The sequence below is a fragment of the Niallia endozanthoxylica genome (assembly GCF_008710145.1).
Classification (GTDB): domain Bacteria; phylum Bacillota; class Bacilli; order Bacillales; family Cytobacillaceae; genus Bacillus_BD; species Bacillus_BD endozanthoxylica.
On the sequence record NZ_VYKL01000006.1, the window covers coordinates 41347 to 63424 of the forward strand.

20 protein-coding genes and 1 pseudogene are annotated in these 22078 nt (G+C 39.2%); 10 read left to right on the forward strand and 11 right to left on the reverse strand.

The annotated features are described in order from the left end of the window. Window positions 1-26 precede the first annotated feature (26 nt). The 8 genes and pseudogenes from F4V44_RS02245 to F4V44_RS02280 form a co-directional block, all read left to right on the forward strand. Window positions 27-401, forward strand: a complete 375-nt coding sequence (locus F4V44_RS02245) for a GtrA family protein (protein ID WP_191090527.1) — start codon at window positions 27-29, stop codon at window positions 399-401. An 86-nt stretch (window positions 402-487) separates the two neighbouring features. After that, window positions 488-1291, forward strand: coding sequence for a serine/threonine protein kinase (locus F4V44_RS02250; protein WP_223881762.1), 804 nt, complete (start codon window positions 488-490; stop codon window positions 1289-1291). 1122 nt (window positions 1292-2413) lie between these two features. Next, window positions 2414-3475, forward strand: a complete 1062-nt coding sequence (locus F4V44_RS02255) for a tartrate dehydrogenase (RefSeq protein ID WP_150438365.1) — start codon at window positions 2414-2416, stop codon at window positions 3473-3475. A 37-nt stretch (window positions 3476-3512) separates the two neighbouring features. Further along, window positions 3513-4655: a glycerate kinase gene (locus F4V44_RS02260; RefSeq protein ID WP_150438366.1), complete on the forward strand. Its 1143-nt coding sequence runs from the start codon at window positions 3513-3515 to the stop codon at window positions 4653-4655. Window positions 4656-4843: 188 nt separating this feature from the next. Continuing rightward, complete coding sequence (locus F4V44_RS02265) at window positions 4844-5068, forward strand: hypothetical protein (RefSeq protein WP_150438367.1); 225 nt, start codon at window positions 4844-4846, stop codon at window positions 5066-5068. A gap of 207 nt (window positions 5069-5275) precedes the next feature. Beyond that, window positions 5276-5920 (forward strand): hypothetical protein, encoded by a 645-nt coding sequence (locus F4V44_RS02270; RefSeq protein ID WP_150438368.1) that lies wholly within the window; start codon window positions 5276-5278, stop codon window positions 5918-5920. 213 nt (window positions 5921-6133) lie between these two features. Beyond that, entirely contained in the window at window positions 6134-6622 is a 489-nt protein-coding gene (locus tag F4V44_RS02275; RefSeq protein ID WP_150438369.1) for a DUF2975 domain-containing protein, read from the forward strand. 10 nt (window positions 6623-6632) lie between these two features. Then, window positions 6633-6728 (forward strand): annotated as a pseudogene (locus tag F4V44_RS02280) (helix-turn-helix domain-containing protein); the annotation flags it as partial. A 155-nt stretch (window positions 6729-6883) separates the two neighbouring features. Here F4V44_RS02280 and F4V44_RS02285 read toward each other — a convergent pair. From F4V44_RS02285 to F4V44_RS02335, 11 genes are all read right to left on the reverse strand, one after another. Then, entirely contained in the window at window positions 6884-8203 is a 1320-nt protein-coding gene (locus F4V44_RS02285; protein WP_150438370.1) for a hypothetical protein, read from the reverse strand. Beyond that, window positions 8172-9521, reverse strand: a complete 1350-nt coding sequence (locus tag F4V44_RS02290) for a hypothetical protein (protein ID WP_150438371.1) — start codon at window positions 9519-9521, stop codon at window positions 8172-8174. Before F4V44_RS02290 ends, F4V44_RS02285 begins: the two co-directional genes overlap by 32 nt. A gap of 288 nt (window positions 9522-9809) precedes the next feature. After that, window positions 9810-11240, reverse strand: coding sequence for a helix-turn-helix domain-containing protein (locus tag F4V44_RS02295; protein ID WP_223881763.1), 1431 nt, complete (start codon window positions 11238-11240; stop codon window positions 9810-9812). Window positions 11241-11329: 89 nt separating this feature from the next. After that, a complete protein-coding gene (locus F4V44_RS02300) occupies window positions 11330-11782 on the reverse strand; it encodes a hypothetical protein (protein ID WP_150438372.1) in 453 nt (150 codons plus the stop codon). A gap of 2 nt (window positions 11783-11784) precedes the next feature. After that, window positions 11785-12606 carry a DUF3100 domain-containing protein gene (locus F4V44_RS02305; protein ID WP_150438373.1) on the reverse strand — a complete coding sequence of 274 codons (822 nt, stop codon included), beginning with the start codon at window positions 12604-12606 and terminating at the stop codon, window positions 11785-11787. A gap of 61 nt (window positions 12607-12667) precedes the next feature. Continuing rightward, a complete protein-coding gene (locus tag F4V44_RS02310; protein WP_150438374.1) occupies window positions 12668-13846 on the reverse strand; it encodes a M20 family metallopeptidase in 1179 nt (392 codons plus the stop codon). 434 nt (window positions 13847-14280) lie between these two features. Next, complete coding sequence (locus tag F4V44_RS02315; RefSeq protein WP_150438375.1) at window positions 14281-15297, reverse strand: acyltransferase family protein; 1017 nt, start codon at window positions 15295-15297, stop codon at window positions 14281-14283. 287 nt (window positions 15298-15584) lie between these two features. Next, window positions 15585-16502 (reverse strand): L-lactate dehydrogenase, encoded by a 918-nt coding sequence (locus tag F4V44_RS02320; protein ID WP_150438376.1) that lies wholly within the window; start codon window positions 16500-16502, stop codon window positions 15585-15587. Between the two features lie 28 nt (window positions 16503-16530). Next, window positions 16531-17310 carry a formate/nitrite transporter family protein gene (locus F4V44_RS02325; RefSeq protein ID WP_150438377.1) on the reverse strand — a complete coding sequence of 260 codons (780 nt, stop codon included), beginning with the start codon at window positions 17308-17310 and terminating at the stop codon, window positions 16531-16533. Window positions 17311-17619: 309 nt separating this feature from the next. After that, complete coding sequence (locus F4V44_RS02330) at window positions 17620-18009, reverse strand: VOC family protein (RefSeq protein WP_150438378.1); 390 nt, start codon at window positions 18007-18009, stop codon at window positions 17620-17622. 132 nt (window positions 18010-18141) lie between these two features. Continuing rightward, the gene (locus tag F4V44_RS02335) at window positions 18142-19575 is read right to left on the reverse strand and encodes a DHA2 family efflux MFS transporter permease subunit (protein ID WP_150438379.1); all 1434 of its coding nucleotides are present in this window, start codon (window positions 19573-19575) and stop codon (window positions 18142-18144) included. 665 nt (window positions 19576-20240) lie between these two features. Here F4V44_RS02335 and F4V44_RS02340 point away from each other — a divergent pair. Beyond that, a complete protein-coding gene (locus F4V44_RS02340) occupies window positions 20241-20963 on the forward strand; it encodes a phosphatase PAP2 family protein (RefSeq protein WP_150438380.1) in 723 nt (240 codons plus the stop codon). 181 nt (window positions 20964-21144) lie between these two features. Next, window positions 21145-21825: a serine/threonine protein kinase gene (locus tag F4V44_RS02345; RefSeq protein ID WP_150438381.1), complete on the forward strand. Its 681-nt coding sequence runs from the start codon at window positions 21145-21147 to the stop codon at window positions 21823-21825. Window positions 21826-22078: the final 253 nt, after the last annotated feature.

Here is a 22078-nt window from a genome sequence, read left to right on the forward strand (position 1 = left end):
ATTGAAAGGACATGAGTATCGTGATTATGAAAGAAGTTTCATTTAAATTTATGAAATATAGTTTAATTGGGTGTATAAGCACACTCGTTTATTTTCTATCCGTCTATTTGTTAGTGGAGTCTCTTCACCATGACCCTGTATATGCATCGGCCTTATCGTTTATTTTCATGACGATCATTTCCTATTTGTTAAATAGAAAATATACCTTTAAAAGTACCTTTTCAACGAAAACGCTGCTTCGTTTTCTCGTTGTATCAACGATTGGTTTCATCCTGAACTTTATCATTATGTATGTAATTGTAAGAGTATGTGCTCTCCCCTATGTGATTGGAGAACTGATAACCACACTGATCATACCAGTGATTAATTTCACTTTAAATAATTATTGGGCTTTTAAATGAAACGTGGGGAAGGTTCTCGCGTTTCACTCATAAGTGAAACGGCAGAACCTTCCCCATGTTTCAAAGAAGGGAGGTACATTCCCATTTTGCGTGCCATTCGAAAAATCTATCAGTTTTTTGTGGATAAACCTGTAAAAGAAGAGACGGTTTTAAACGGTCGCTACAAGGTTTTGAATGTTATAGGAACAGGTAGCTACGGTATTGTTTATCTCTGCGAAGAGTTGAATACCAATGAGAATAGGGTGATTAAACAACTGCGGCCGAGTAAACGCCGTAGCAAAAAAGAGGTTGAGATGTTTGAAAAGGAAATCGCTGTTTTGCGTATGCTGAATCACCCAAATATACCAAGGTTGTTTGAGGCCTTTTCAAATAATGGAGATTTATTTTATGTGATGAGTTTCATTGAAGGAGACAATCTGGAAGATCAGATCTTTTTCAAGAAAAAAACATTTAATGAGAAAGAGTCGCTGCTTTTTCTTGTTCACCTGCTTGAATTAGTAGATTATCTCCACAAAAGAGACATTTATCACCAGGATTTACGTATTCCAAACATTATACTAAAAAACGAGGATCCTTTTTTAATCGACTTTGGTTTGACTAATCAAGGACTCTCAATGGATTCCTATCACTCAACCTCCCCTTCTTCATCTGACAAACAAAGGAGTATCCTAGAGATGAAACAGCAGGACTACTATGATTTAGGGGAAATCCTTTTATATTTACTTTATACGACATACTCTTCAGAAAGTAAAAAAGCCCTTCCTTGGACAGAAGAACTTTCTTTAGAAAAAGGAACGGTTTATTTACTAAAAAGACTATTAGGAATAACCGAACCTTACTCAAATACAAGTGAAATTTCAGCTGATCTTCATGCTGCCCTTTTAAAATAACAGAAAAGGGCAACATGTGTATAGGGATGGTTAGCTGCTGCTGCGGCCCTTGCGTTTGTAGTATTTACTTCCTCTCATAGGAGATTGTTTATACCGACGACTGCTGCTGCTTCCTTGTCGATAATAATCATGCCTTCGTTCACTACTGCTGCCACGACGATAATGATCATGTCTTCGCTCACTGCTGCTGCCACGACGATAATGATCATGTCTTCGCTCACTGCTGCTGCCACGACGATAATGCTTATGTCTCCGCTCACTGCTGCCTTGGGAAAGATTCTGAATTTGTTTCATTATTTTTTTAAACATAACTTACCTCTTTCATTTTAGAATGGGGTATTTACCTTTTTAGTCTAACATAGTTGAAAGAATCGGTTTAAGCATTTCAACTGTGTGAATGGATAAACCATTCTTTTTGTCTAGCTGTGGGGCTTTATGCTGTTTCAGTTTTCATGGATTTGTGAGGCTGTAAGATCGTTAGGATTCAGTACTAACCATTACAATAGAACCAGTTATAGCATGAACAATGCAGATTGTATTCTTTTCTTCCTTCTTCCATTTCGAGCCTATAGATTTTAGACGTGGAAACCTTCCTGCTACATAAAATTAATTGCACCATCGACCGAAAAAATAATTAGCCAAGAATGAGATGACTAGATATCGTCTTATGCTTGGCTAATTATATTTATATACCTTGGTGTTTATACATTAACAGGGGCATTGCCAATTTAATACGTCAGAAAATCAGATTATCTTACTCTATTCATTTTTTCCATCATGATAAAACAAAAACAAGAGCCCTCATCTATGAAATATAAGGCTCTTGTTTTATTTATGTGTCATCAATACGATGTTTAAACTGCCTGTCATTATCGGATGCCATTCATCCTTTTTAACGAGGCTCCCACTTTTTTTATTTACAAAATCTATCAAAATATGGGTTATGGTACTAAGATATAGATAAAAGTGAACGCTTTCATAGGTGAAGATATCTGAAATAGGGTGTAAGGATATTCTCAGTTTTTCAGGAGAGAAATTGGGGTTGGTGATTGCACTAACGTTATTACAATTAGGCATACCTTCCCATACTAACACTAGCAGCCAAATAAGGAGGAACAATAAATGAAAACATTAAAAATTGCAGCGATACCCGGTGACGGAATAGGAAAAGAGGTTGTACCGGCAGCCATCGATGTTTTGAACACCATTTCAGAGATTCATGGCGGGCTAAAGTTTGAGTTTACAGAATTTCCATGGAGCTGTGAATATTACCTAGAGCACGGAGACATGATGCCAAAGGATGGCCTTGATATCCTGCAGAGTTTTGACAGTATTTTCTTAGGAGCCGTTGGAAACCAACATTTAGTGCCCGATCATGTTTCGTTATGGGGATTATTAATTAAAATTCGTCGTGAGTTTGAACAAACAATTAATATTCGTCCAGCTAAAGTGATAAAAGGCATAAGATCCCCTCTTTTAAATCCGAAAGACTTTGATCTCATTGTGGTAAGAGAAAATAGTGAGGGTGAATACAGCGAAATTGGCGGGAAAATCTATCGTGGTGAAGATGAAATTGCGATTCAAAACGCTGTCTTTTCAAGAAAAGGTACAGAAAGAGCGATGCGCTATGCGTTTGAATTAGCCTCAAGGCGCAAGAAACATGTAACAAGTGCAACGAAATCAAATGGAATTGTTTATTCAATGCCTTTCTGGGACAGTGTGTTTAAAGAAGTATCAAAGGATTATCCGGACATTAGCACAGACCATCAACATATTGACGCATTATCTGCCTTTTTTGTTACTCAGCCTGATAAATTCGATGTGATTGTAGCCAGCAATTTATTCGGTGATATTTTAACAGATTTAGGCGCAGCCATTATGGGCAGTATTGGTATCGCTCCAGCAGCTAATATCAATGTAAATGGGAAGTATCCTTCTATGTTTGAACCAGTCCATGGATCTGCACCGGATATTTTCGGAAAAGGAATTGCTAACCCAATGGGTCAGATTTGGACAGCCAAAATGATGTTAGATCACTTTGGCGAGGAAGAGCTCGGAACAACCTTACTAGATGTTGTCGAAAGTGTAACAAATGATGGATTTTTAACACCGGATATCGGCGGACAGTATACGACAAAAGAAGTAACAGATGAAATCATTAATAGATTAAAAACTTTCAAATAGAAAAACCTGTGAAACGCGTGAAAAGTGGGTGTGAAAGATGAAAGTATTAATTGCTATTGATTCCTTTAAAGGAAGCATTTCTTCTCTAGAAGGGAGTAAAGCGATTGCCTTAGGAATCAAAGAGGTCTACCCTGCTGCGGAAATCGTGACCCTTCCATTAGCTGATGGCGGGGAAGGAACTGTAGAAGCACTAGTACGGGCAACAGGAGGAAGATTAGTTAAAAAAGAAGTGACAGGCCCGCTGCAAGAAAAGATACAGGCTGCCTATGGAATTCTAGGTGATCAAAAAACGGCAGTCATTGAAGTAGCTGAGGCTTGTGGACTTCCACTTGTACCATTAGAAAAACGTAATCCTTTCTATACAACAACCTATGGTGTGGGCGAACTTATTTTAGATGCAATGGATCATGGCTGCCGTGAATTCGTAATTGGACTTGGCGGCAGTGCTACAAACGATGCGGGAGTTGGTATGCTTCAGGCATTAGGGTATCGCTTTTTAGATAACATGCAAGAAACGGTTGGTTTAGGAGCAAAGGAGTTATCACGTATTGTTACAATCGACGTGAGCCAAGTAACTCCACTTTTAAAACAATGCTATTTTAGAGTTGCTTGTGATGTCAATAATCCGCTTTACGGACCAGATGGGGCTTCACATATATTTGGACCGCAAAAAGGAGCCACACCTGAAATGGTTGAGGAGCTTGATCTGTGGGTAAAACAGTTAGCGGAGATTACGCTTAAGGAACTTAACGTGGATATCCAAAGTATTGCCGGTGCTGGAGCGGCTGGTGGCTTAGGAGCGGCATTTTCGGGATTTTTGGGTGCACATCTCGAATCAGGTATCAATCTAATTTTAGACATGGTCCAGATGGAGAAGCATTTGGAAGGTGCTGACTTTGTTATTACAGGTGAAGGGAAAATAGATGGACAAACTTCCAGGGGGAAAGCACCTCTAGGAGCAGCAAAGCTCGCCCAAAATCATCAAATCCCGGTTATTGCACTGGCCGGAAGCGTGACAGATGAGACCAACGCCTTACATTCGCTTGGAATGACTTCGATTTTCTCTATCATTAGCTCCCCCCTGTCATTGGAAAAAGCAATGGACCCTAAGGTGACTTTCAATCAATTGCAAATGACAGTGAATCAAATATTTAGGCTGATTCAGGTGTTAAAAGGGTAAAACGCGGGGAGGGTTTTGATGTTTCACAAAGTGAAACGCTAGAACCCTTCCCATGCTTTAGACAAAGGAACATCCTCCATTTGTTTCGGAAAAAGACCATGCAAGACCTGTCACGGCATTTCATTTCACAGAAATTTCTGTTACTATTTTACATAATAATATGTATTCCAAAAAATGGAGGGACAATCATGACAGGGACGATTGCTGTTATTATGGTATTTGGAATTCCCATCATCGCTATTATCACAGGTCACTTGCAAAAACAGTCAAAAATAAAGGCCAGCATGGTGAAAGACCAAGTGGAGCTAGAAAAACTCAAACACGAAAACTATCTAATCGAAACGGAGAAAATGAAGCTTGAGCTTGAAAAGATGATGTTGAATAGTCCAAAAGATAAAGAAAATTTTATGTAACAGAAATTCAGCGAACACAAGGGCCGTCACGATACGATTTAATAAAATCTAATCATAACAAGTAGATTGGGCCAACCGAAACAAATAGGAGAGTTCCACGAAAACTTGTATTTTCGCGGAACTCTCTTTTTCAAGCGCCTAAAGAGAGGTTACTTTAATAGGTAGTTATAATTTTATGATAGATTATTAATAGAAGGGGGAGATTTTTTGAATAAATTTCTAAAAATTATACTTGGTGTTTTGAGTGTGATCGTATTAGGAGTTGGACTGCTTGTTGCTATCTTTTTAGCAGAAATGAAACCTGATAAAGAGGAAGAGGAAAAGGTAAAGATTCAAGCAGAGCAATATTTAGAAGATTACTTTAATGATAACTTCGAAGTCTATGACACTTTGTATGATAATATGGGGAACTTTGGTTTTGAATATGCCGCTAAGGTAAGGGACAAGAAAAATGATACAGCGTTTTTTGTTTATTATGATGAGGAAACAAAACAAATGGCAGACACGTACATTGCTGATAAATGGGAGGATGATTTAGCAACTGAACTACGACCTTATATGAAAGAGAATTTTGGAGAAGCATCAGATTTCTTCGTTTTCTTTACTAATGAACAAATTGGACAAGAACTAGGAATTGACCCTCTTCATCCTAGCAGTTATAAGGAGTTTGAAGTTGCTCCTACGATCCGTATTACTGTTCCTCGAGAAAAGAACAACGAGGATGAAACCCTTCTTAATGAGTTCATCACCTATCTAAAAAGCGAAGAAATCCTGCAACATGGTTCGGTTATTATGGAATACATCGCTGAAGATGGTGTCATTTTAGATGATGAATGGGGCAAAGAGTTTTAGTAAACCGGAGAGACGTTTCTCGCGTTTTTACTATTACATAGCGGACGAAGATAAAGCATTTCTAAGTAATCAGAAATGCTTTTTATTTTTCACAAAAAACTGAAGAGTATTTGTATAACAACAATAAAATAATAAATATCAATAATATTTTATTGATAAACAATAAATTATATTTTATAATCAAATTAACATTATTTAAGTGAGGTACTTTTTATGAAACATAGCTCAACTCTCTTTTTAAAGTTAGCTGTTTTTCTTATTGGAACTCCAGTTCTTGCTTTGTGCATCTTTGGATTCCCTGAGATGGCGACTAGAGATGCAGCAACTCATCCAGAGACTGCCTACTTGCAATATCCATTTTTGATATGTGCGTATATAACGGTCACGCCGTTCTTCTTTGCCTTGTACCAAGCATTAAAACTCTTAAAGTATATTGACCAGAACAAAGCCTTCTCGGAACGATCTGTTAAAGCCTTGAAGTATATCAAATACTGTGCAATTACCATCAGTATATTCGTTCTAACAGGACTAATATCTGTGATGATACTGACGGCAGGTACAGATGAAGACACAGCAGGTGTGATTAGCTTAGGGTCCATTGTCATTTTTGGTTCATTGGTGATTGCATTCTTTGCTGCTGTCCTTCGAAGACTTTTAAAAGAAGCGATTGATATAAAATCAGAAAATGATTTAACGGTCTAAAGTTACAAAAATGGCGATTATGATTAACATGGATTGGATGTTAGCAAAACGAAAAATGAGCGTAACAGAACTTTTGGACAAGGTTGGACTAACAATGGCTAACCTTTTATATAAGTTAAGCCATCCCATCATAGAAGTCCCTATGCATGTTTCCCACCTTTTTAGCCCCCTTTTTCACCATACACCACCAAGATAGTAGGATTCATTTGAATGAAAGGTACCTGCTTTCTTTTACAATTCGCAGGTACCCTCTCAAATTCCTCAGCTCATTTCTTGAACTAACAATTGGTCATTTTCCTGCACCAATCCTAATATGCCTTTTTGAATAAGTTTAAATAGAGAAAACTGAGGCTTTAATTGGAGCTGTGCAAGTAACGAGTCCATTTTTTCTAACGGTGATTGACCGCCGCAAAATGCCTCAAACTCCTCCTTATTAAAATCGGCAAAACCATGGCCGCTTACTCCCTCATGTCTCAGCTCTAAGATGTCTTCCAATCCTTTATCCTTAAAAAACAAATACAAATCGGCAAAATATCGATCCCTTGCAGGCAGCCGTTCCAATCCGACACATTTATCCCTTCGAATCGTGACTCTGTATCGATCTTCTATCCTTCTTACCTCGCGTCTTAACACTTTCATATAACTATGGAGGTGATTGGTCATCCGCTCATTTGGGACCTGAAGGAAAAAGGGCTGGTCTTTCCGTACAAAAACGGAATTTCGATTGGGTACAGAATACGGTCGAGTATCCCAACCCAGTGAATAGAGCAACGTTTCTTCCGCTAATCGGTAAAACAACACAATAAAGTCAATCAGATCATTGGCCTCATACACAATCTCTGCATAATTATAAAGATAGTGAATAAATGCTTTTTGATCGCCAGCCTGTATTTTTTTCAGATTTTCCACATAGTGGACCTCTGCTCTTTCCCCATACTTTTCTAATTGTGAGATCAGTAAAGTAAATGGGTCATCCATTCCGTTCTTACCTTTTCTTACTTGAAGCGACAAAAGTTCCTGACCGAAATCCAGTAATCTCTCCAGTTCATGTGGCAGCTCACGATTACTGATTAAGGATTTGGCTGCTTTAAAATTATTGGAAATCACTAATTCGTAAAAATGATGACTCAGACCTTCTTCCGATAAATAGGGTTCTATTTTAATAGATTCAACTTCACTTCCTTGCTTGCCCATTGGATCAGAAATAACCGTTAATTGATGATAGAAAGTTGAAACACAGTAATGCATCACCATTTGCAGAAAAGAGGATTGGCACTGATTAAGGATTAGGTACAGATGATAATCATTTTTCTTCATTACATTTAATAAAGCTGTCTCTACTTTCGCAAGCCGCTCTTGGATGGATAATTCATGTTCATCCTTGATCTCCAAAATTTGAACCTCTTCTCTATCAGATAATGATACGGCAATTTTTTCACGAATCACTTCCTGACTTGCATTCATATCAAGCTCTACTAAGAATAAGACCGCTACTTCATCAAGTTGACTTTCCTTCATCCATTGGATCAAACCATCGTACTGCCCTTCCTTATTTAACGGATAAATGACTAGATTTTTCATCCTTTTTCACCTCTTTTCTCTCTAGTTTGCGGCTGACTGCCAGCAATAGACGTGTGATATGCTCATAATTGTCATCCAATTCAGCTTCTAAATCCTTCAACATCAGAGTCGAATCCATCCTAAAACGATGTCTCGCTTTTTTAACCGTAGTACTTGCCGTCCCATAATGAGCGGTTAATAGGTCTCTATGGTTAATTCCCTTTCTGCCATGACCAATGAAACTATGATTTCGAACTTGCAAGGTATCGGCGACATTTTTGCTTTTTAGATAAAAATAAGCTCCGTAATATTGTGTAATCGCACCACTTTCATACTTTTCTTCTAGCTGATCAACCACTTGGTAAATGGATGAATTTTTCCCTATTTTAACTGGGGATGATACAGGCTGGCCATGCTGCGATAAATAATAAAGGACTGCTTCTCTTGCTCGATAAAATCGTACGAGAAAAGAAGGATAATCTTCTTTTTCGAAATAGACCTCTAGTTGACGATACAACTCAACAATTCTAGCAAGGTCTCTTTCTTTGCTCGCTGTTGATTGAAGAGAGGTTAAGATAGAATGTGTCTCCTGGTAGACTGTATGATTAGATAAGTATTCTTTCGTTTCTTCTAAATAGTTTAATGCCTCATCAAAAGAAAAGTTAAGCCGCTTAATCATCATTTGCAGCAAGGACTTGAGTGTTTTCGTCATGTTATTCCCTTCTAAATCCTTTAACAATTCTAAGGCCGCTTGATAATCGTGATCGACCACAAAATCACGAAATTGTTTACGCCAATCCTGGACATTCTTTCGAACACGAATGTGATGGCTGACCGTTTGCTCGTTGTCCCAATATAAGCTAACGTAGCGATCTTCAAATTGTTTGACACCTTCTAACGTCATAGCCTGTGACAACAGAGCATCTCCAAAACCGACCACATGGGTAAAGATTTCGAATGGATAACGAACCGCCAACTTATGGGTTTGCTGCTCTACTGTCTCAAGGATATCTTCAAAATCCTTCTCTTCATTAATGGGAACGAGAAGAACCTCCACTTCCCAACCTTCTCCAAACTCAGGCTGCATTAGTTTCTCCAACTGATTTTCGATTTTCATAAAATCACGAAATGGGATAGTATCATCTACTTTAAACCAGGCATGGAGGATGCCTTCTTTTTGATCCAACCTTTCTATGATCCTTGCAAACTGATTGGCTTGTTGCAGAATAGTATCGGAATCTAGTTTCCATAATGATTGGGTTAGGTTTCCTTTACTTGATTTAGCTGCTTTTATTGTCTCTATGAAAATGAATTGGGGGATACATTTGATCTCTTTCATGTAAAAACCTCTCTTGGTATTCTTTTGGATTAAAACGACCTTCTTAAAAATAGCACAGTCCTCATGATGCAGGAATGCGCCTGTATGAATCCTTTAATCAAGGTCTATAACCTTTTAATAAAAAGGAACTTTATATGTCCCAAATCCAAAGGCAAACTGTCTTCCTCCAATTTCTGATGTTGCCTTGTGGATGTTCCTTGAAAAAAACCACAAAAAAATAAGCAACCCCTGATGAGATTGCTTCACTAACTGATTGAAACGGCAGAACCAACCCTGCGTTTCCCTAAATCAACGGACTGTCCCTCTCAACAATACCCGATAGACTTTTCTGGGCCTGCCGCGCGGGTGTGGGGTTTCTTCGCCGATTTCCTCTGCATAGCCGCTTTTCTCGAGCTGCGACATAATTCTCCTTGCGCTTCTCGGCAGGATTTGCAGCTTCGTCGCAAGATCTTGGCAGGTGATTTCGGAACGACCCATTTTTGATAGAATGGAATCAATTTTACTGATGGTCGCCACACTTAAAGAAGTTCGTTCACTTATCACTTGCATATCTTTGTCGTTATAAGAATAGGTAAGGCTTTCTTTTTTTCCTAATGGACCTTTAAACGTTTTATTATCAAAGGCAACCATCCAGTTTTCTTTTCCATGTTTACGAGCCTGTAACAGTGCGTTTCTTGCCATCATCTCTGCATCGTAGGCAGACGGACCAATGCCGATCCCACAGGTAATATTCCCTTTCGTGATATCCTGGATTTCATCAAGATTAGGTATGACACTAAAATTATCAGTAATATCGCTTAATTCACCACGTGTGGTAAAAATAACATAGCATCCAGGGCTTACTGTTTTCAGCGAACCTTGTATCCTCTTCGCATATTTTAGCAGCTTTTGCGTGTTTTTTATTTCCATATCATACATCTCATCAGAAGAAAAGGATGAAATCGACATCGATGAAAATAAATCCATCTCAAAGATTTGGACAGCAATTTGTCTATCTTTAAATCGCAGCATTTCCTGTGTTTTTAGAGCTTCATTCAACACCGATGTAACGGCTGATTTTGTGTGCTTCACACGAAATACAGGAACACCCCGTTTTTCGAGCTCTTTTTGCACCTGCCATGCACATGTCACAGCTGCGCTTGTTTCACCCTTTTTCCATAATTGTTCATGATACTCTACCACATCTTCTATCGATTTTGGTTCTTCATATAAATGGGAAGAAGAATCATCAATATCCAATTCCTCAAATATTTGCTTTAATTCAGACGTCTTTAACGCATCAAAGCTTAGCTGATTGATGTCCAGATGATGATGATACAAAATACGATATAACGTTTTATATAAACTAGTCCCCGTATAAGGAACATAAAACATGGGCTTTTGGACTCTCCCCCATTTTTCAGCGACGGAATAAGGGAAAATCCCTGAGAATAACCACATGTCCACCTTATGAGAATGAGCTTCTAGTATACTAATAACATCTTTTTCATAAAAATGAAGAAAGGGGATGCATTCAAATTCTGAATACTCCTTTACCACGGATTGGATCCATTCTAGATTATCCTCAACACCAATGAGTCCTAATCGGATGCTCAATTCATCACCTACAATACTATTACTCTCATCAAATTCGCTCGTCGAATTTGCGTCGGGATTACCTGAGCCCGCTCGATCAATTACCGTAAAAAATCGCATAACTCGCCGGAGGCTTAACTTCATTCAGCTGGGTTTAATCCCCCACTGAATCGAAGTGGAGAATTTGTGTACCTGTTGCAAGCTTTCGGTACAAAAGCATTTGCTGAATGAAGTTAAATAATGCCTTGCCAACGAAGAATGATTTCAGCAATAACTGCAGAACCAAGATACGTTCCCAGTAATACACACATGCCGACGATGATACTTCTCCAGCCTAACTTTCTAAAATCTGCCCAAGAACGGCCGATGGCAATCCCTGCGTAAGCGAGAATCGGTGTACAAATCGCAAGCATGTTCACGTTTGACGTCCACTTGACCACCTGCTCTGAACCTGGTACACCAGGAATCGATACGATAATGGCGATAAGAGAAATGTAGGCAACCGCAGGAATTTGAACCGGAATCATTTTTCCGAGAATTAAACCAACTAATGAAATGGCTATAAGAACGAGTATACCAGGAATCGCCTCAACAGGCATTACATTGTAGCCAACCCAGTTCCCAACAAGGGTAATCGCTCCAACAATTAATAGAACCATAATCCATTCTTGTATATTTTTTAACATGATTACCCCTCCACATCTGCCTGAACATTGGATGATTTTCTTGCCCGTACTTTTATAAGTATGGAATACAGTTTCTCTGTTAATGGGAGAGCTAGGAAGATACTGATATATAGCCCAATCCCTGTCGAAATCAGATTACTTGCACCCGCTAAGGCGAGAATATCGGCTTCTAGTTCAGGAAAGCCGGCTATTAAGGAACCACTTGCTGCTGCCATCATACTTCCGCTTCCTACTCCAGACGCCATGGCAAAGGATAGTGGGTGGAGCGGTGTAGCACTAGCTAAAATACCTGCAATCAACCCCATGAAGATCGCTCCAAAAACGGTACCAAAAATATAAATAGACATGACTCCTCGGCCTTCAGGAGAGTTTAGACCAAACTTATCCATAATTAAAGCAACATTAGGTTCACGAGCAATGGAATGGGTCATTCCAATACTTTCACGCTTTAAACCTAAAGCGACTGCTACAGGCAGTGCGATTAATATCGTACCGAGATTTCCGATTTCTTGGAGAATTAATGCCGGACCCACTTCGATAATCGTTTCAATGGACGGACCAATCGTAACGCCAAATTTCGCCATTAATAAGCTTACTGCTAAAAAAATAAGAGATTCAGCATTTTTCGATTGCTTTTCTTTTACAACAGGTGTGAAGTATAACCCTAATCCAATGACAATGGCATATAACATCGGCAAAAATGTAACAACCCCGACGCCAATCGATACCGATTTGGAGCCAATCATTTCTGTAGCCATTACAACAACTAATACAATGAGGTGTAAACGCCAATCTTTCCATAATGAATATTGTTTTTCAGCCATCTTTTTTGGCTCCTTTCTATGATAATAGAAATTCCCCAGAATCTATTAGGTTATTTTCTATTTAACTATGATTCTTCATATATTCTATCGTCGCCGTACCAAGCACTTGCGCCGCAATTAATAAGGCTCTTTCATCAATATCAAATTTCGGATGATGATGTGGATAAGAGCTTTCCCGGCCCGCCTTCTCAGCACCTGTGAAGAAAAAGGTTCCTTTTACATGCTGTAAATAATAGGAAAAATCTTCCCCTCCCATTTGCGGAGCATATTCTTTCACCGATTCTACGCCTGGAGCCAATCCAGCCACCCTTGCTAAAAGCTCTGTTTCTTCTTTATGATTGACCGTTGGAGGGTAGCCTCTTGTATAGGTATAGGTATAGTCCGCATCTGAAACAAGGCATGTTCCTTTTGTTACGCGATCAATTTCCTTTTCCACAAACGAACGAACCTCTTCTGTAAATGTTCGAACGGTTCCTGTCATAGAGACAGAATCGGCAATAATGTTATACGGATTCTTGGCTTCAATGGAACAAACTGAAACCACTGCTGTATCTAAGGGGCTTACTTTTCGACTGACAATTTGCTGCAGATTTCCGATTAACTGGCCAGCAATCACAATACTATCCTTTGTCAATTCCGGTTGAGAACCATGGCCGCCGTATCCTTGGATTTTAATATCAAATCGATCGGGAGCTGCCATAAATGGACCCGTACGATACCCAATTTCACCTAGCGGACAGGTTGCCCAAAGATGGGTTCCAAAAATCACATCGACTCCATCGAGACATCCATCTTCAATCATGGCAATCGCACCGCCTGGAGGCAGTTCTTCCGCATGCTGATGAATAAAAACGACGTTTCCAGGCAAGTCTTCCTGCATTTGATTCAGTACCTTTGCCAGTCCTAAGAGTGATGCGGTATGTCCATCGTGACCACAAGCATGCATCACACCATCGACCTTTGACTTATAAGGAACATCATTCTCCTCTTGAATAGGCAATGCATCAAAATCTGCCCGTAGTGCAACGGTCGGCCCAGGCTTTCCTCCCTTTAGAGTAGCGACAACTCCTCGTCCGCCTACACCTGTACGAACTTCATGTCCTAATTTCTCGTGGAACCTAGCAATGTATTTAGGCGTTTCGACTTCCTCAAAGGATAATTCAGGATGCTGGTGAAGATGGCGTCTGATTTCTACCATTTCCCCATATTCCTGTTCTAAAAGTTGATATAATTTTTCCACTCTCTTTTACCTCCCCTTGTTCTAATTTTTAAAAAATTCACAATAAATAAGGTCTAATTTCGGTTATGTCCCTAATTATACGTACAGACTTTATTTTCAGTCAATAATATTTTTAGAAATGTCAATAATTTTTGTGCATAAGGAAAGGTCTATTGTACTTTATGGATGGACAATAGAGTGCAGTGGATCGGCTGATTATTAGGGATAAACTCCTCGTTCCATCAAGAAAAAAATAAAAGAAAGCTCTGCGAGAAGATAGAATCTCTGCAGAACTTTCCTTGTTAATTTTTTATATTTGAACCTTATTTTACTATATCTTTTTATTCTTCACTTTTTAATTTTATAACTGGTGCGAGGTGCCTGCCGTGTTATTTCTTCCGATATCTTCGACCGTTCGAATGACTTGCTTCGATTAATGAACCCCCGTGTCGCGCTTAGATTTTTGACTTTCCTAAGATATAAGGGAAGTCTTTTCTTATAAAATAAGCTACAGGTGCAATGCTTATAATGGAAATAACCGTATAAATGGTTCCAATCAAAATACTGATTATCAATGATTCAGTGTCCAAAAGCTTTTTGAATACCATATCTAGTATACTAAAGACAATACTTTGATGCAGTGCCAGGTAAATGAGAGAGTTTTGACCTATATACTGAAAAACTGCATTCGCTCTGATCTTCTGCACGGCAATGAGGAAAGCAATAATACCTGAAAATGCTGAAATGACAAACAACACATAATTACCATATTGACTCTCATACATATCAATCCTTTCACCCGAAAGCTGATAGTTAACATATCCAGTCAACATATTAAGGAAACAAAAAATCAGTAATACCTTTAGATTGATAAACCGACTTAATTTCTCTGTGCTGTCTTTATACATATAACCCACACCGAGAAAAAGAACCGCCATACTAGCGGCATCGATATTCCAAGGCAATGGTGTTTCTAAAAATTCACTATACAAATAACCGATAAGAGACGAAATAATGAGTGCAATAGCAACGAATAGATTATTTTTGAGCCTTGTTTGTATGAAATAAAACAACAGTTCAGTTATAAATAGACATGTTAGGAACCAAAGCGCCCCACTATGAACAGTCCAGTCTGTATTTCTTTCCCCAATGATTGTACCTAGTAATGGTTTAAACAAACTGCCAGAATAATCGGTATCCCCCATTTTATATCTAAATAGAAACCAAACATATACGATAAGGGAGAAAGAAAAATAGGGGATAATCAGGGATTTAAATTTGCTGGTAAAAAAAGCTGAAAAACGTTGATACTTAGCTGGTGAAAACAGATAGCCTGATAAGAAAAAAAATAAAGGCATGTGAAAGGTATATATGTAAGCCTTTAGCGGCTTCGGAATGTGATCATGAGCAAAAATCACTAATACCATCCCAATTCCTTTCCCCATATCTAGCCATTCCAATCTCCTCTTCACAAAAGGCCCTCCTTAATAATCAAACCAACCCAGCTTGTTATTAACTTTTATTATTGCCCCTTCATTAGTAAATATTGCTTCTTTTTTATCTATGATCTAGGAAAGGCCTCGGGGACGGTTCGAAGCTGCTGAAAAAGTCCATGAAAGAAAATAAGGCATTGATTACTTACTATATGTAGATAATCAATGCCTTTTATTTCCTGTATATTGATGACACTTCTCATCCATTGTTCAAAGTGAACACTTTTTCAGCAGTCTCGGACGGTTCTGATGTTTCCCTACCCCAGTTATGCTGACTCAATCGAGTTGATTAGGTCTTTCATTTTGTTTGCTGATTTTTGCAGGAGCTCTTTTTCTTCTGTTGTGATGTCTAATTGTAATACCTCTCGAACGCCTGAGCGGTCGACGATGGATGGGACACCAAGGTAAACATCTGAAATGCCGTGATAATCTGTCAGCAGTGTGGAGATATTTAGTACAGCCCCTTCATCCCTAAGGATAGCAGTACAAATCCGATCAAGGGCTAAGGCAATGGCATAATAGGTGGAGCCTTTTGTATTGATGATCTGGTAGGCTGCATCTCTTGTGTTGGTGAAAATATATTCTTTTGTGTTCTCCGCCAATTCTATTTCGGAACCGGCAACGTTCGCAAGACTCCACAATGGAACCTCCGAATCACCATGCTCTCCAACGATATGGGCATGAACACTGCGGGGGTCAATGTTTAGATTTTGTCCGAGCAAATAGCGAAAACGTGCGCTGTCCAATAATGTACCGGACCCAATGATTCGTTCCACAGGCCAGCCGGATTTTTTCCATGAAAAATAACTCATAATATCAACAGGGTTTGTCGCAATTAACAGAATCCCATCGTTATTATACTTTAAGACCTCGCCGATGATACTTTCATAAATCCCAACATTCCGCTTCAGCAATTCAACCCGCGACTCTCCTGGTTTCTGTGCAGAACCGGCTGTAATAATGATAATATCCGCATCCTCACAGTCTTTATAGGATCCTGCCCAAACCTTGGTCCGTCCAATAAATGGCATCCCATGATTCATATCCAATGCATCGCCAATCGCCTTATCCACATTAGCATCTATTAGAACCAGTTCATCCATACGTTGTCTGAGAAGCAATGTATAGGCTGTAGTAGAACCCACAGCTCCAACACCAATCACAACAATTTTTGTTTTTTTCATGATAAAAAACACTCCTTGCTAAAAATAGTTAATCTTCTAAGAATGGCTTATTAACGTAGTAATACATTACTGCCATCAAGAATCCTCCGCCAATTAAATTCCCAATGGTGACAGGGACTAAATTATGTATCACACCCTCCCATGATATGGTATGAGGATGATCGACAACGAGCGCAATCGCGAACGTACACATATTAGCAATGCTATGTTCATAACCAGAAATGAAAAAGCAGAAGACAAATAGCATCATCGCGAACATCTTCGCCCCATTCTCCTGAAAAAACATCGGAATGAAGAAAGCCAAACACACTAGCCAATTACATAAAATTCCCCGAAAAAACAGTTCCATTGTAGGAACATGCATTTTCTTTTCCACCACACTGAGAAGGAAACCATTTACGGAATGGTCGGCAAACAGCCCCGTCATAAAGATAAATCCTGCAAAGACAGCTGCCCCCAGTATATTCCCGAGATAACTGGACATCCAAAGGAGCACCACTTGAACCCATTTCATCTTTCTCCTTAGGGCCGCATAGGTATAGTAAAAGGTATTTCCCGTGAACAAATCACCGCCGCCGTACGCAATTAAGATGATTGCTGCCCCAAAAGTGATAGCGGCCATTGGATAGGTGAAAGGGGAATGCTCCACATAAAAGTAATTCCCTGTTTTAAAAGCAACAATCACCCCAAAGCCAATAAACATACTGGACAGAGCGGCTCTTGCAAGGTAACGAATAAAACTGTTACGGAAGATCATCAGCTTCTTAAGTGCCAACTCTTCCACTTTCGACAAACCACTCATTTCCATAGACCAACTCTCACCTCTCAAAACTGCTTGCTTTATACCGTTCCTACTTAACCTTTCCTATTATTCTTCCCCTTTTCCAATTTATTCATGAGAAACATAGCGTCGGTTGTCATGCTTCTTCCATAAAAAAGAGAAAATCCCCGAAAAGCTCCATTTTTAATAAAATAAAAAAGGAAGCAGATCCTCTACCTCTAGCAGCTGACCTACTTCCTTTCTTTTTTAAATGGACTTGTTGTAAAAGCTCTATTTGACTCTTGTAACCTTTTTTCTAAAAAAGGGTTGAAGCGCGGTCCCTTTGTCCCCGGTCATTTAAAGCTCTTTTTGATCGACGTTTAGTTCAATCAAATTACCATCTGGGTCGGCACAGAAAATTTGTGCGAACCCGCTTTTTCCGTATCGTTTTTCAAGGATTTCTACCTCATTCTGTTTTAACCAGGTAAGAGTGTCATAGTAGTTCTCGACTCTAAGGGCAAAATGACCTTCTCTGCTTGATAAGTGTTTATCCTGACGAATCGTCTGTGAAGAAGGATCCACAATCAAGTGGAGTTGCTGTCCCTCTATTTCATACCAGGCACCTGGAAAATCAAAGTCGGGACGCGGTATTTCTTTTAAACATAGCTTATTGCTATAGAAATCTTTAGCTTTTTCCAAATCCGTAACCGTAAGACTTACATGATGGAGGTATTTATATGTAATCAAAACCTTCACTTCTTTCCAGTTATTTATTATTTACTAATTTTTCCAGGTGTCAAATGACGCAGCAGCTGCAAATCAAGCCGCAACTTTTAGAAAGTGAAAAGAGAAGGGAGCCCGCAGACTCCCTTTTGAACATCAATGCGGCGAATTCATTGAACTATGATTGACAACCACACGACGGATGAAAAATGCGATAGCTAGACCTATTAGCGTCACAATCATGGCGAACAAGAACACGTTCTGTGAACCGAGTGTCATCGCGTTAGCCATCTCTGTCTGTTTACTCGGAGCAGGGGAGTTGTGCAAATAATTCTCCATACCGCTCGTAAGAATGATAATCGCAACGGCTGTGCCGATTGCGCCTGCGACCTGCTGCAGCGTGTTCATCACTGCCGTACCGTGTGGGTATAGCTCCGGCGGCAACTGGTTCAAGCCGTTTGTCTGCGCCGGCATCCAAACCATGGAGATACCAATCATTAGTCCGATATGCAATAGGACAATAAAAGCAACGGAAGACTCGATTGAGATGTGGGAGAAAAACCATAACATGACTGCTACCATGACCAGACCTGGAATCACAAGCCACTTTGGACCATACTTGTCGAACAAGCGTCCCATGCGCGGCGACAGCATACCGTTCAGCGCGCTGCCCGGCAACAGCATAAGTCCTGCGGCGAACGCAGACAGTCTCATACCATTCTGAAGAAACATGGGAAGAATAATCATGCTTGACAAGATAATCATCATACAAGAGAGTACCATTAATAGCCCCACATTATACATTGGATACTTAAGGACACGCAAATCCATCATCGGTTCGCGCATAAATATCTGCCGCAGAGCAAACAAAACGAGCGCAACCACTCCAACGACAATGGAAGTGACCACAACTGTGCTCGTTATACTTTCCACTCCTTCACCAGCCTTGCTGAAGCCAAAGACAACACCACCAAAGCCAATCGTTGATAATACGACAGACAATAGATCGATGCGGGGCTTTGTGATGTCGGTGACGTTCTCTAAATACTTAAGTCCCACTAACAGACCAAGGATTAAAAATGGAAGTGATATCCAGAAGATGTAGTGCCAGTTTAAATATTCGATTAGAATACCTGCGATAGTCGGACCTGTTGCGGGTGCAAACATAATAACGAGTCCGACAAAGCCCATGGCTGCCCCGCGCTTCTCCGGTGGATACACGACAAGGATTGTATTAAACATAAGCGGAAGCAGCAGCCCCATGCCGGCCGCCTGTAGAACGCGTGCGATCATAAGCATTTCGAAATTGAACGCAAGCGCAGCAATCAACGTACCGATGATTGAGCTTGTAAGCGAACCGATAAACAATTGCCTAGTGGTAAACCATTGTAGCAGCAACCCAGTCAACGGCATCAGAATACCAAGAGTAAGCAGGAACCCCGTAGTCAACCACTGAGCGGTTGCAGCTGAAATTTGGAACACGTCCATTAAATTACTGATTGCAATATTAAGAGCCGTCTCGCTGAACATACCAACGAAACCACAGATAAGTAACGACGCCATAATGGCGCGAGTATTGTATTGCTTCATTCTCCCTCTCATTCCCCTTTACTAATTAAATGGTCCACAGGGACAGACCCTCGGCCAACGATGAACCTGTTGAATCACCCTCTTGAATATATTCCCATTATCCCGAATAATTGTCTTCACGATAAAATGATTCAGCGCTTTAGGTTTTAATAATATTTCATCTCTATCTACTTTGTCTATTAATGGGTACTGTAATGAACATTTTCCCAATTTCATGATCAGAAATGAAGAAAAGCTCTATGCTAATATAGATTTTCTATAGAACTTTCCCTGTTTATTTTTATACATGCTGCACAAACCTCAAAGTCTCTTATTATTCTTTCTTTCACTCATTTTCTAACTGGGACGCGGGACTGACCTGTCCACATGAACCTCTTAGTCTTCATTTTACTAGTTTTTACCTACCTGCCCTCCTTTGACTTTCAACGTTTATAACGTTATAATAGTAATAACTAAATGAACGTGATCCTCTAAAGGGGAGTAGCTTTTATAACAAAGTCGTCATTCCGGGATGAGAGTCCCCGGCTTTGTTGGCAATATCCATTGCTAGCGAGACCTTTACCAGTATAGATGGTAAAGGTCTTTTTCTTTTACAGGCCTTTACTACTAGTAGTAAAGGCCTTTTCACTTTCAGGGAAGTAAGAAATAGATTGGAGTGATAAACATTGTTTCGAAAACGGATAGAGGCTGAGTTCCCGCCTCCTATAACAGTGTGGGGAATGACTGGTTTGCTTTTTTCTAGTATTGGTTTATACCTGTTTATTGTTTTATCAATAAATTTAATGGAAAAGAAGCCATTCTTATTTGACCAGAAGGTTATTGAGGCTGTCAGATCCTATTCTTCACCAGCCTTGGACAGTTTCATGTCGTTTATGACGGAATGGGGATCTACTTTTACCCTTGGCCTTCTTCTCATTATTAGTATGATTTGGTTATTTGTGAAACGTAATAATCTCTATGGAATGCTATTTTACTCCATTACTGTAGCTGGCGGAGGTCTGTTAAATCTTTTATTGAAGAACTTTTTTGAGAGAGAACGCCCCAACGTCAATCGAATCATTGAGGCGGATGGCTTCAGTTTTCCTAGCGGTCATTCCATGGGCAGCATAACCTACTACGGTTTTTTAGCCTATTTGATTTTACGAAGCAAACAAAAGTCTCTTTCAAAGGCAGGCTGGGGAATTTTATGTTGTCTAGTTATTTTATTAATAGGAATCAGTCGTATTTACCTGGGAGTACATTATCCATCAGATGTATTGGCAGGCTATATGGCTGGAGGTGTTTGGCTCATTCTATGTATTAGTTTACTAGAAATATTGTACTTATATAGAGAACACAAACATAAACTTACAAAAAGTATACAAAAGAAAACGAAGATATCTTCCTAACGGACGAACGAAATATTTTGCTAGGCATCTATCTTCACTTGCTGAACAAGCTGTAAGGAATAATCAAGCAGTAGAAACATTCAAACAGGAGATTGCGGCCTTTAATTATAATAGGAATCTAGCGTTGCACTCTTAGTCCATCAGCCTATAACAAAAAAACTTTTTAAAGGAGTGATTCATCATGAGAGAGGATTGGATGGTTGCTGATATTTTTCTATCAAACATTTCTATTTCATCAAACCCAAACAACGAACCCGTATCAATCCATGGGTCCTCCGATCATTTAAGGTGTATCGGTATCGGAACGGATGCAGCTGTATTTCAATCCATTGATGTTCCAGCCTATGCATTTAAAATGTATGCAAATGATAAAATGGAGAAAATCCAAATAGAAAAGAAAGTCTATGAATTATTAGGAGATTCACCCTATTTTTCCACATGTTTTGGTTTCAAAGATAATTACCTTGTTCTAAATTTTGAAGAAGGAATCAATTTATATGATTGCTTAGTTCAAGGTATTCCTATTCCCAAACAGGTTATTAAAGACATTGACGATGCAAGAGAGTATGCGCGCCAAAAAGGATTAAATCCTCGTGACATCCATTTGAAAAATGTTTTACTGCAAAACGGCAGAGCAAAGATCATTGATGTTTCCGAATATGTGCAACCAGGAAATGATTTCAGATGGGAGCATTTAAAAAAAGGATATGATCGTTATTACCATTTAATTGAAGGAAAACCGATTCCACTAAAGATTATAGAAACGATTCGAAAAAGATATAATCAGAGGAGTAATTATTCAGCAGCTTTTGAAGAGTTTATCGGTAATAACTACAAATTTCTTACAGCGTTAAGGAAATAAAGGGAAACTTCCATCAGTGACGGTTTTCTTCATCCTCCAATGGAGACGGATCCCTTGTCCCATCAGAACAAAATGAAAGGAACGCTCTGTGAGAATGTTCATTCTCCGCAGAACGTTCCTATTTATTATTAATTTTTTTTATTAAAATCACTAAAAATACAAAAAAACTTTTTGACTAATTCAGAAAATTGACTTATATTAAAAGTGCAAGCTTATAGAAGATAAAATGTCAATAATGAAAACGCTTTAAATT

Bases quoted from the DNA above. Each gene is read 5' to 3' on its own strand.
- F4V44_RS02285 (WP_150438370.1), bottom strand. From the start codon at position 8,203: ATGAAAAATCTAGTCATTTATCCGTTAAATAAGGAAGGGCAGTACGAT.
- F4V44_RS02320 (WP_150438376.1), bottom strand. From the start codon at position 16,502: ATGAAAAAAACAAAAATTGTTGTGATTGGTGTTGGAGCTGTGGGTTCT.
- F4V44_RS02335 (WP_150438379.1), bottom strand. From the start codon at position 19,575: ATGAAGCAATACAATACTCGCGCCATTATGGCGTCGTTACTTATCTGT.
- F4V44_RS02345 (WP_150438381.1), top strand. From the start codon at position 21,145: ATGAGAGAGGATTGGATGGTTGCTGATATTTTTCTATCAAACATTTCT.
- F4V44_RS02290 (WP_150438371.1), bottom strand. From the start codon at position 9,521: ATGAAAGAGATCAAATGTATCCCCCAATTCATTTTCATAGAGACAATA.
- F4V44_RS02275 (WP_150438369.1), top strand. From the start codon at position 6,134: ATGAAACATAGCTCAACTCTCTTTTTAAAGTTAGCTGTTTTTCTTATT.
- F4V44_RS02305 (WP_150438373.1), bottom strand. From the start codon at position 12,606: ATGGCTGAAAAACAATATTCATTATGGAAAGATTGGCGTTTACACCTC.
- F4V44_RS02245 (WP_191090527.1), top strand. From the start codon at position 27: ATGAAAGAAGTTTCATTTAAATTTATGAAATATAGTTTAATTGGGTGT.
- F4V44_RS02265 (WP_150438367.1), top strand. From the start codon at position 4,844: ATGACAGGGACGATTGCTGTTATTATGGTATTTGGAATTCCCATCATC.
- F4V44_RS02255 (WP_150438365.1), top strand. From the start codon at position 2,414: ATGAAAACATTAAAAATTGCAGCGATACCCGGTGACGGAATAGGAAAA.
- F4V44_RS02260 (WP_150438366.1), top strand. From the start codon at position 3,513: ATGAAAGTATTAATTGCTATTGATTCCTTTAAAGGAAGCATTTCTTCT.
- F4V44_RS02300 (WP_150438372.1), bottom strand. From the start codon at position 11,782: ATGTTAAAAAATATACAAGAATGGATTATGGTTCTATTAATTGTTGGA.
- F4V44_RS02325 (WP_150438377.1), bottom strand. From the start codon at position 17,310: ATGGAAATGAGTGGTTTGTCGAAAGTGGAAGAGTTGGCACTTAAGAAG.
- F4V44_RS02295 (WP_223881763.1), bottom strand. From the start codon at position 11,240: ATGAAGTTAAGCCTCCGGCGAGTTATGCGATTTTTTACGGTAATTGAT.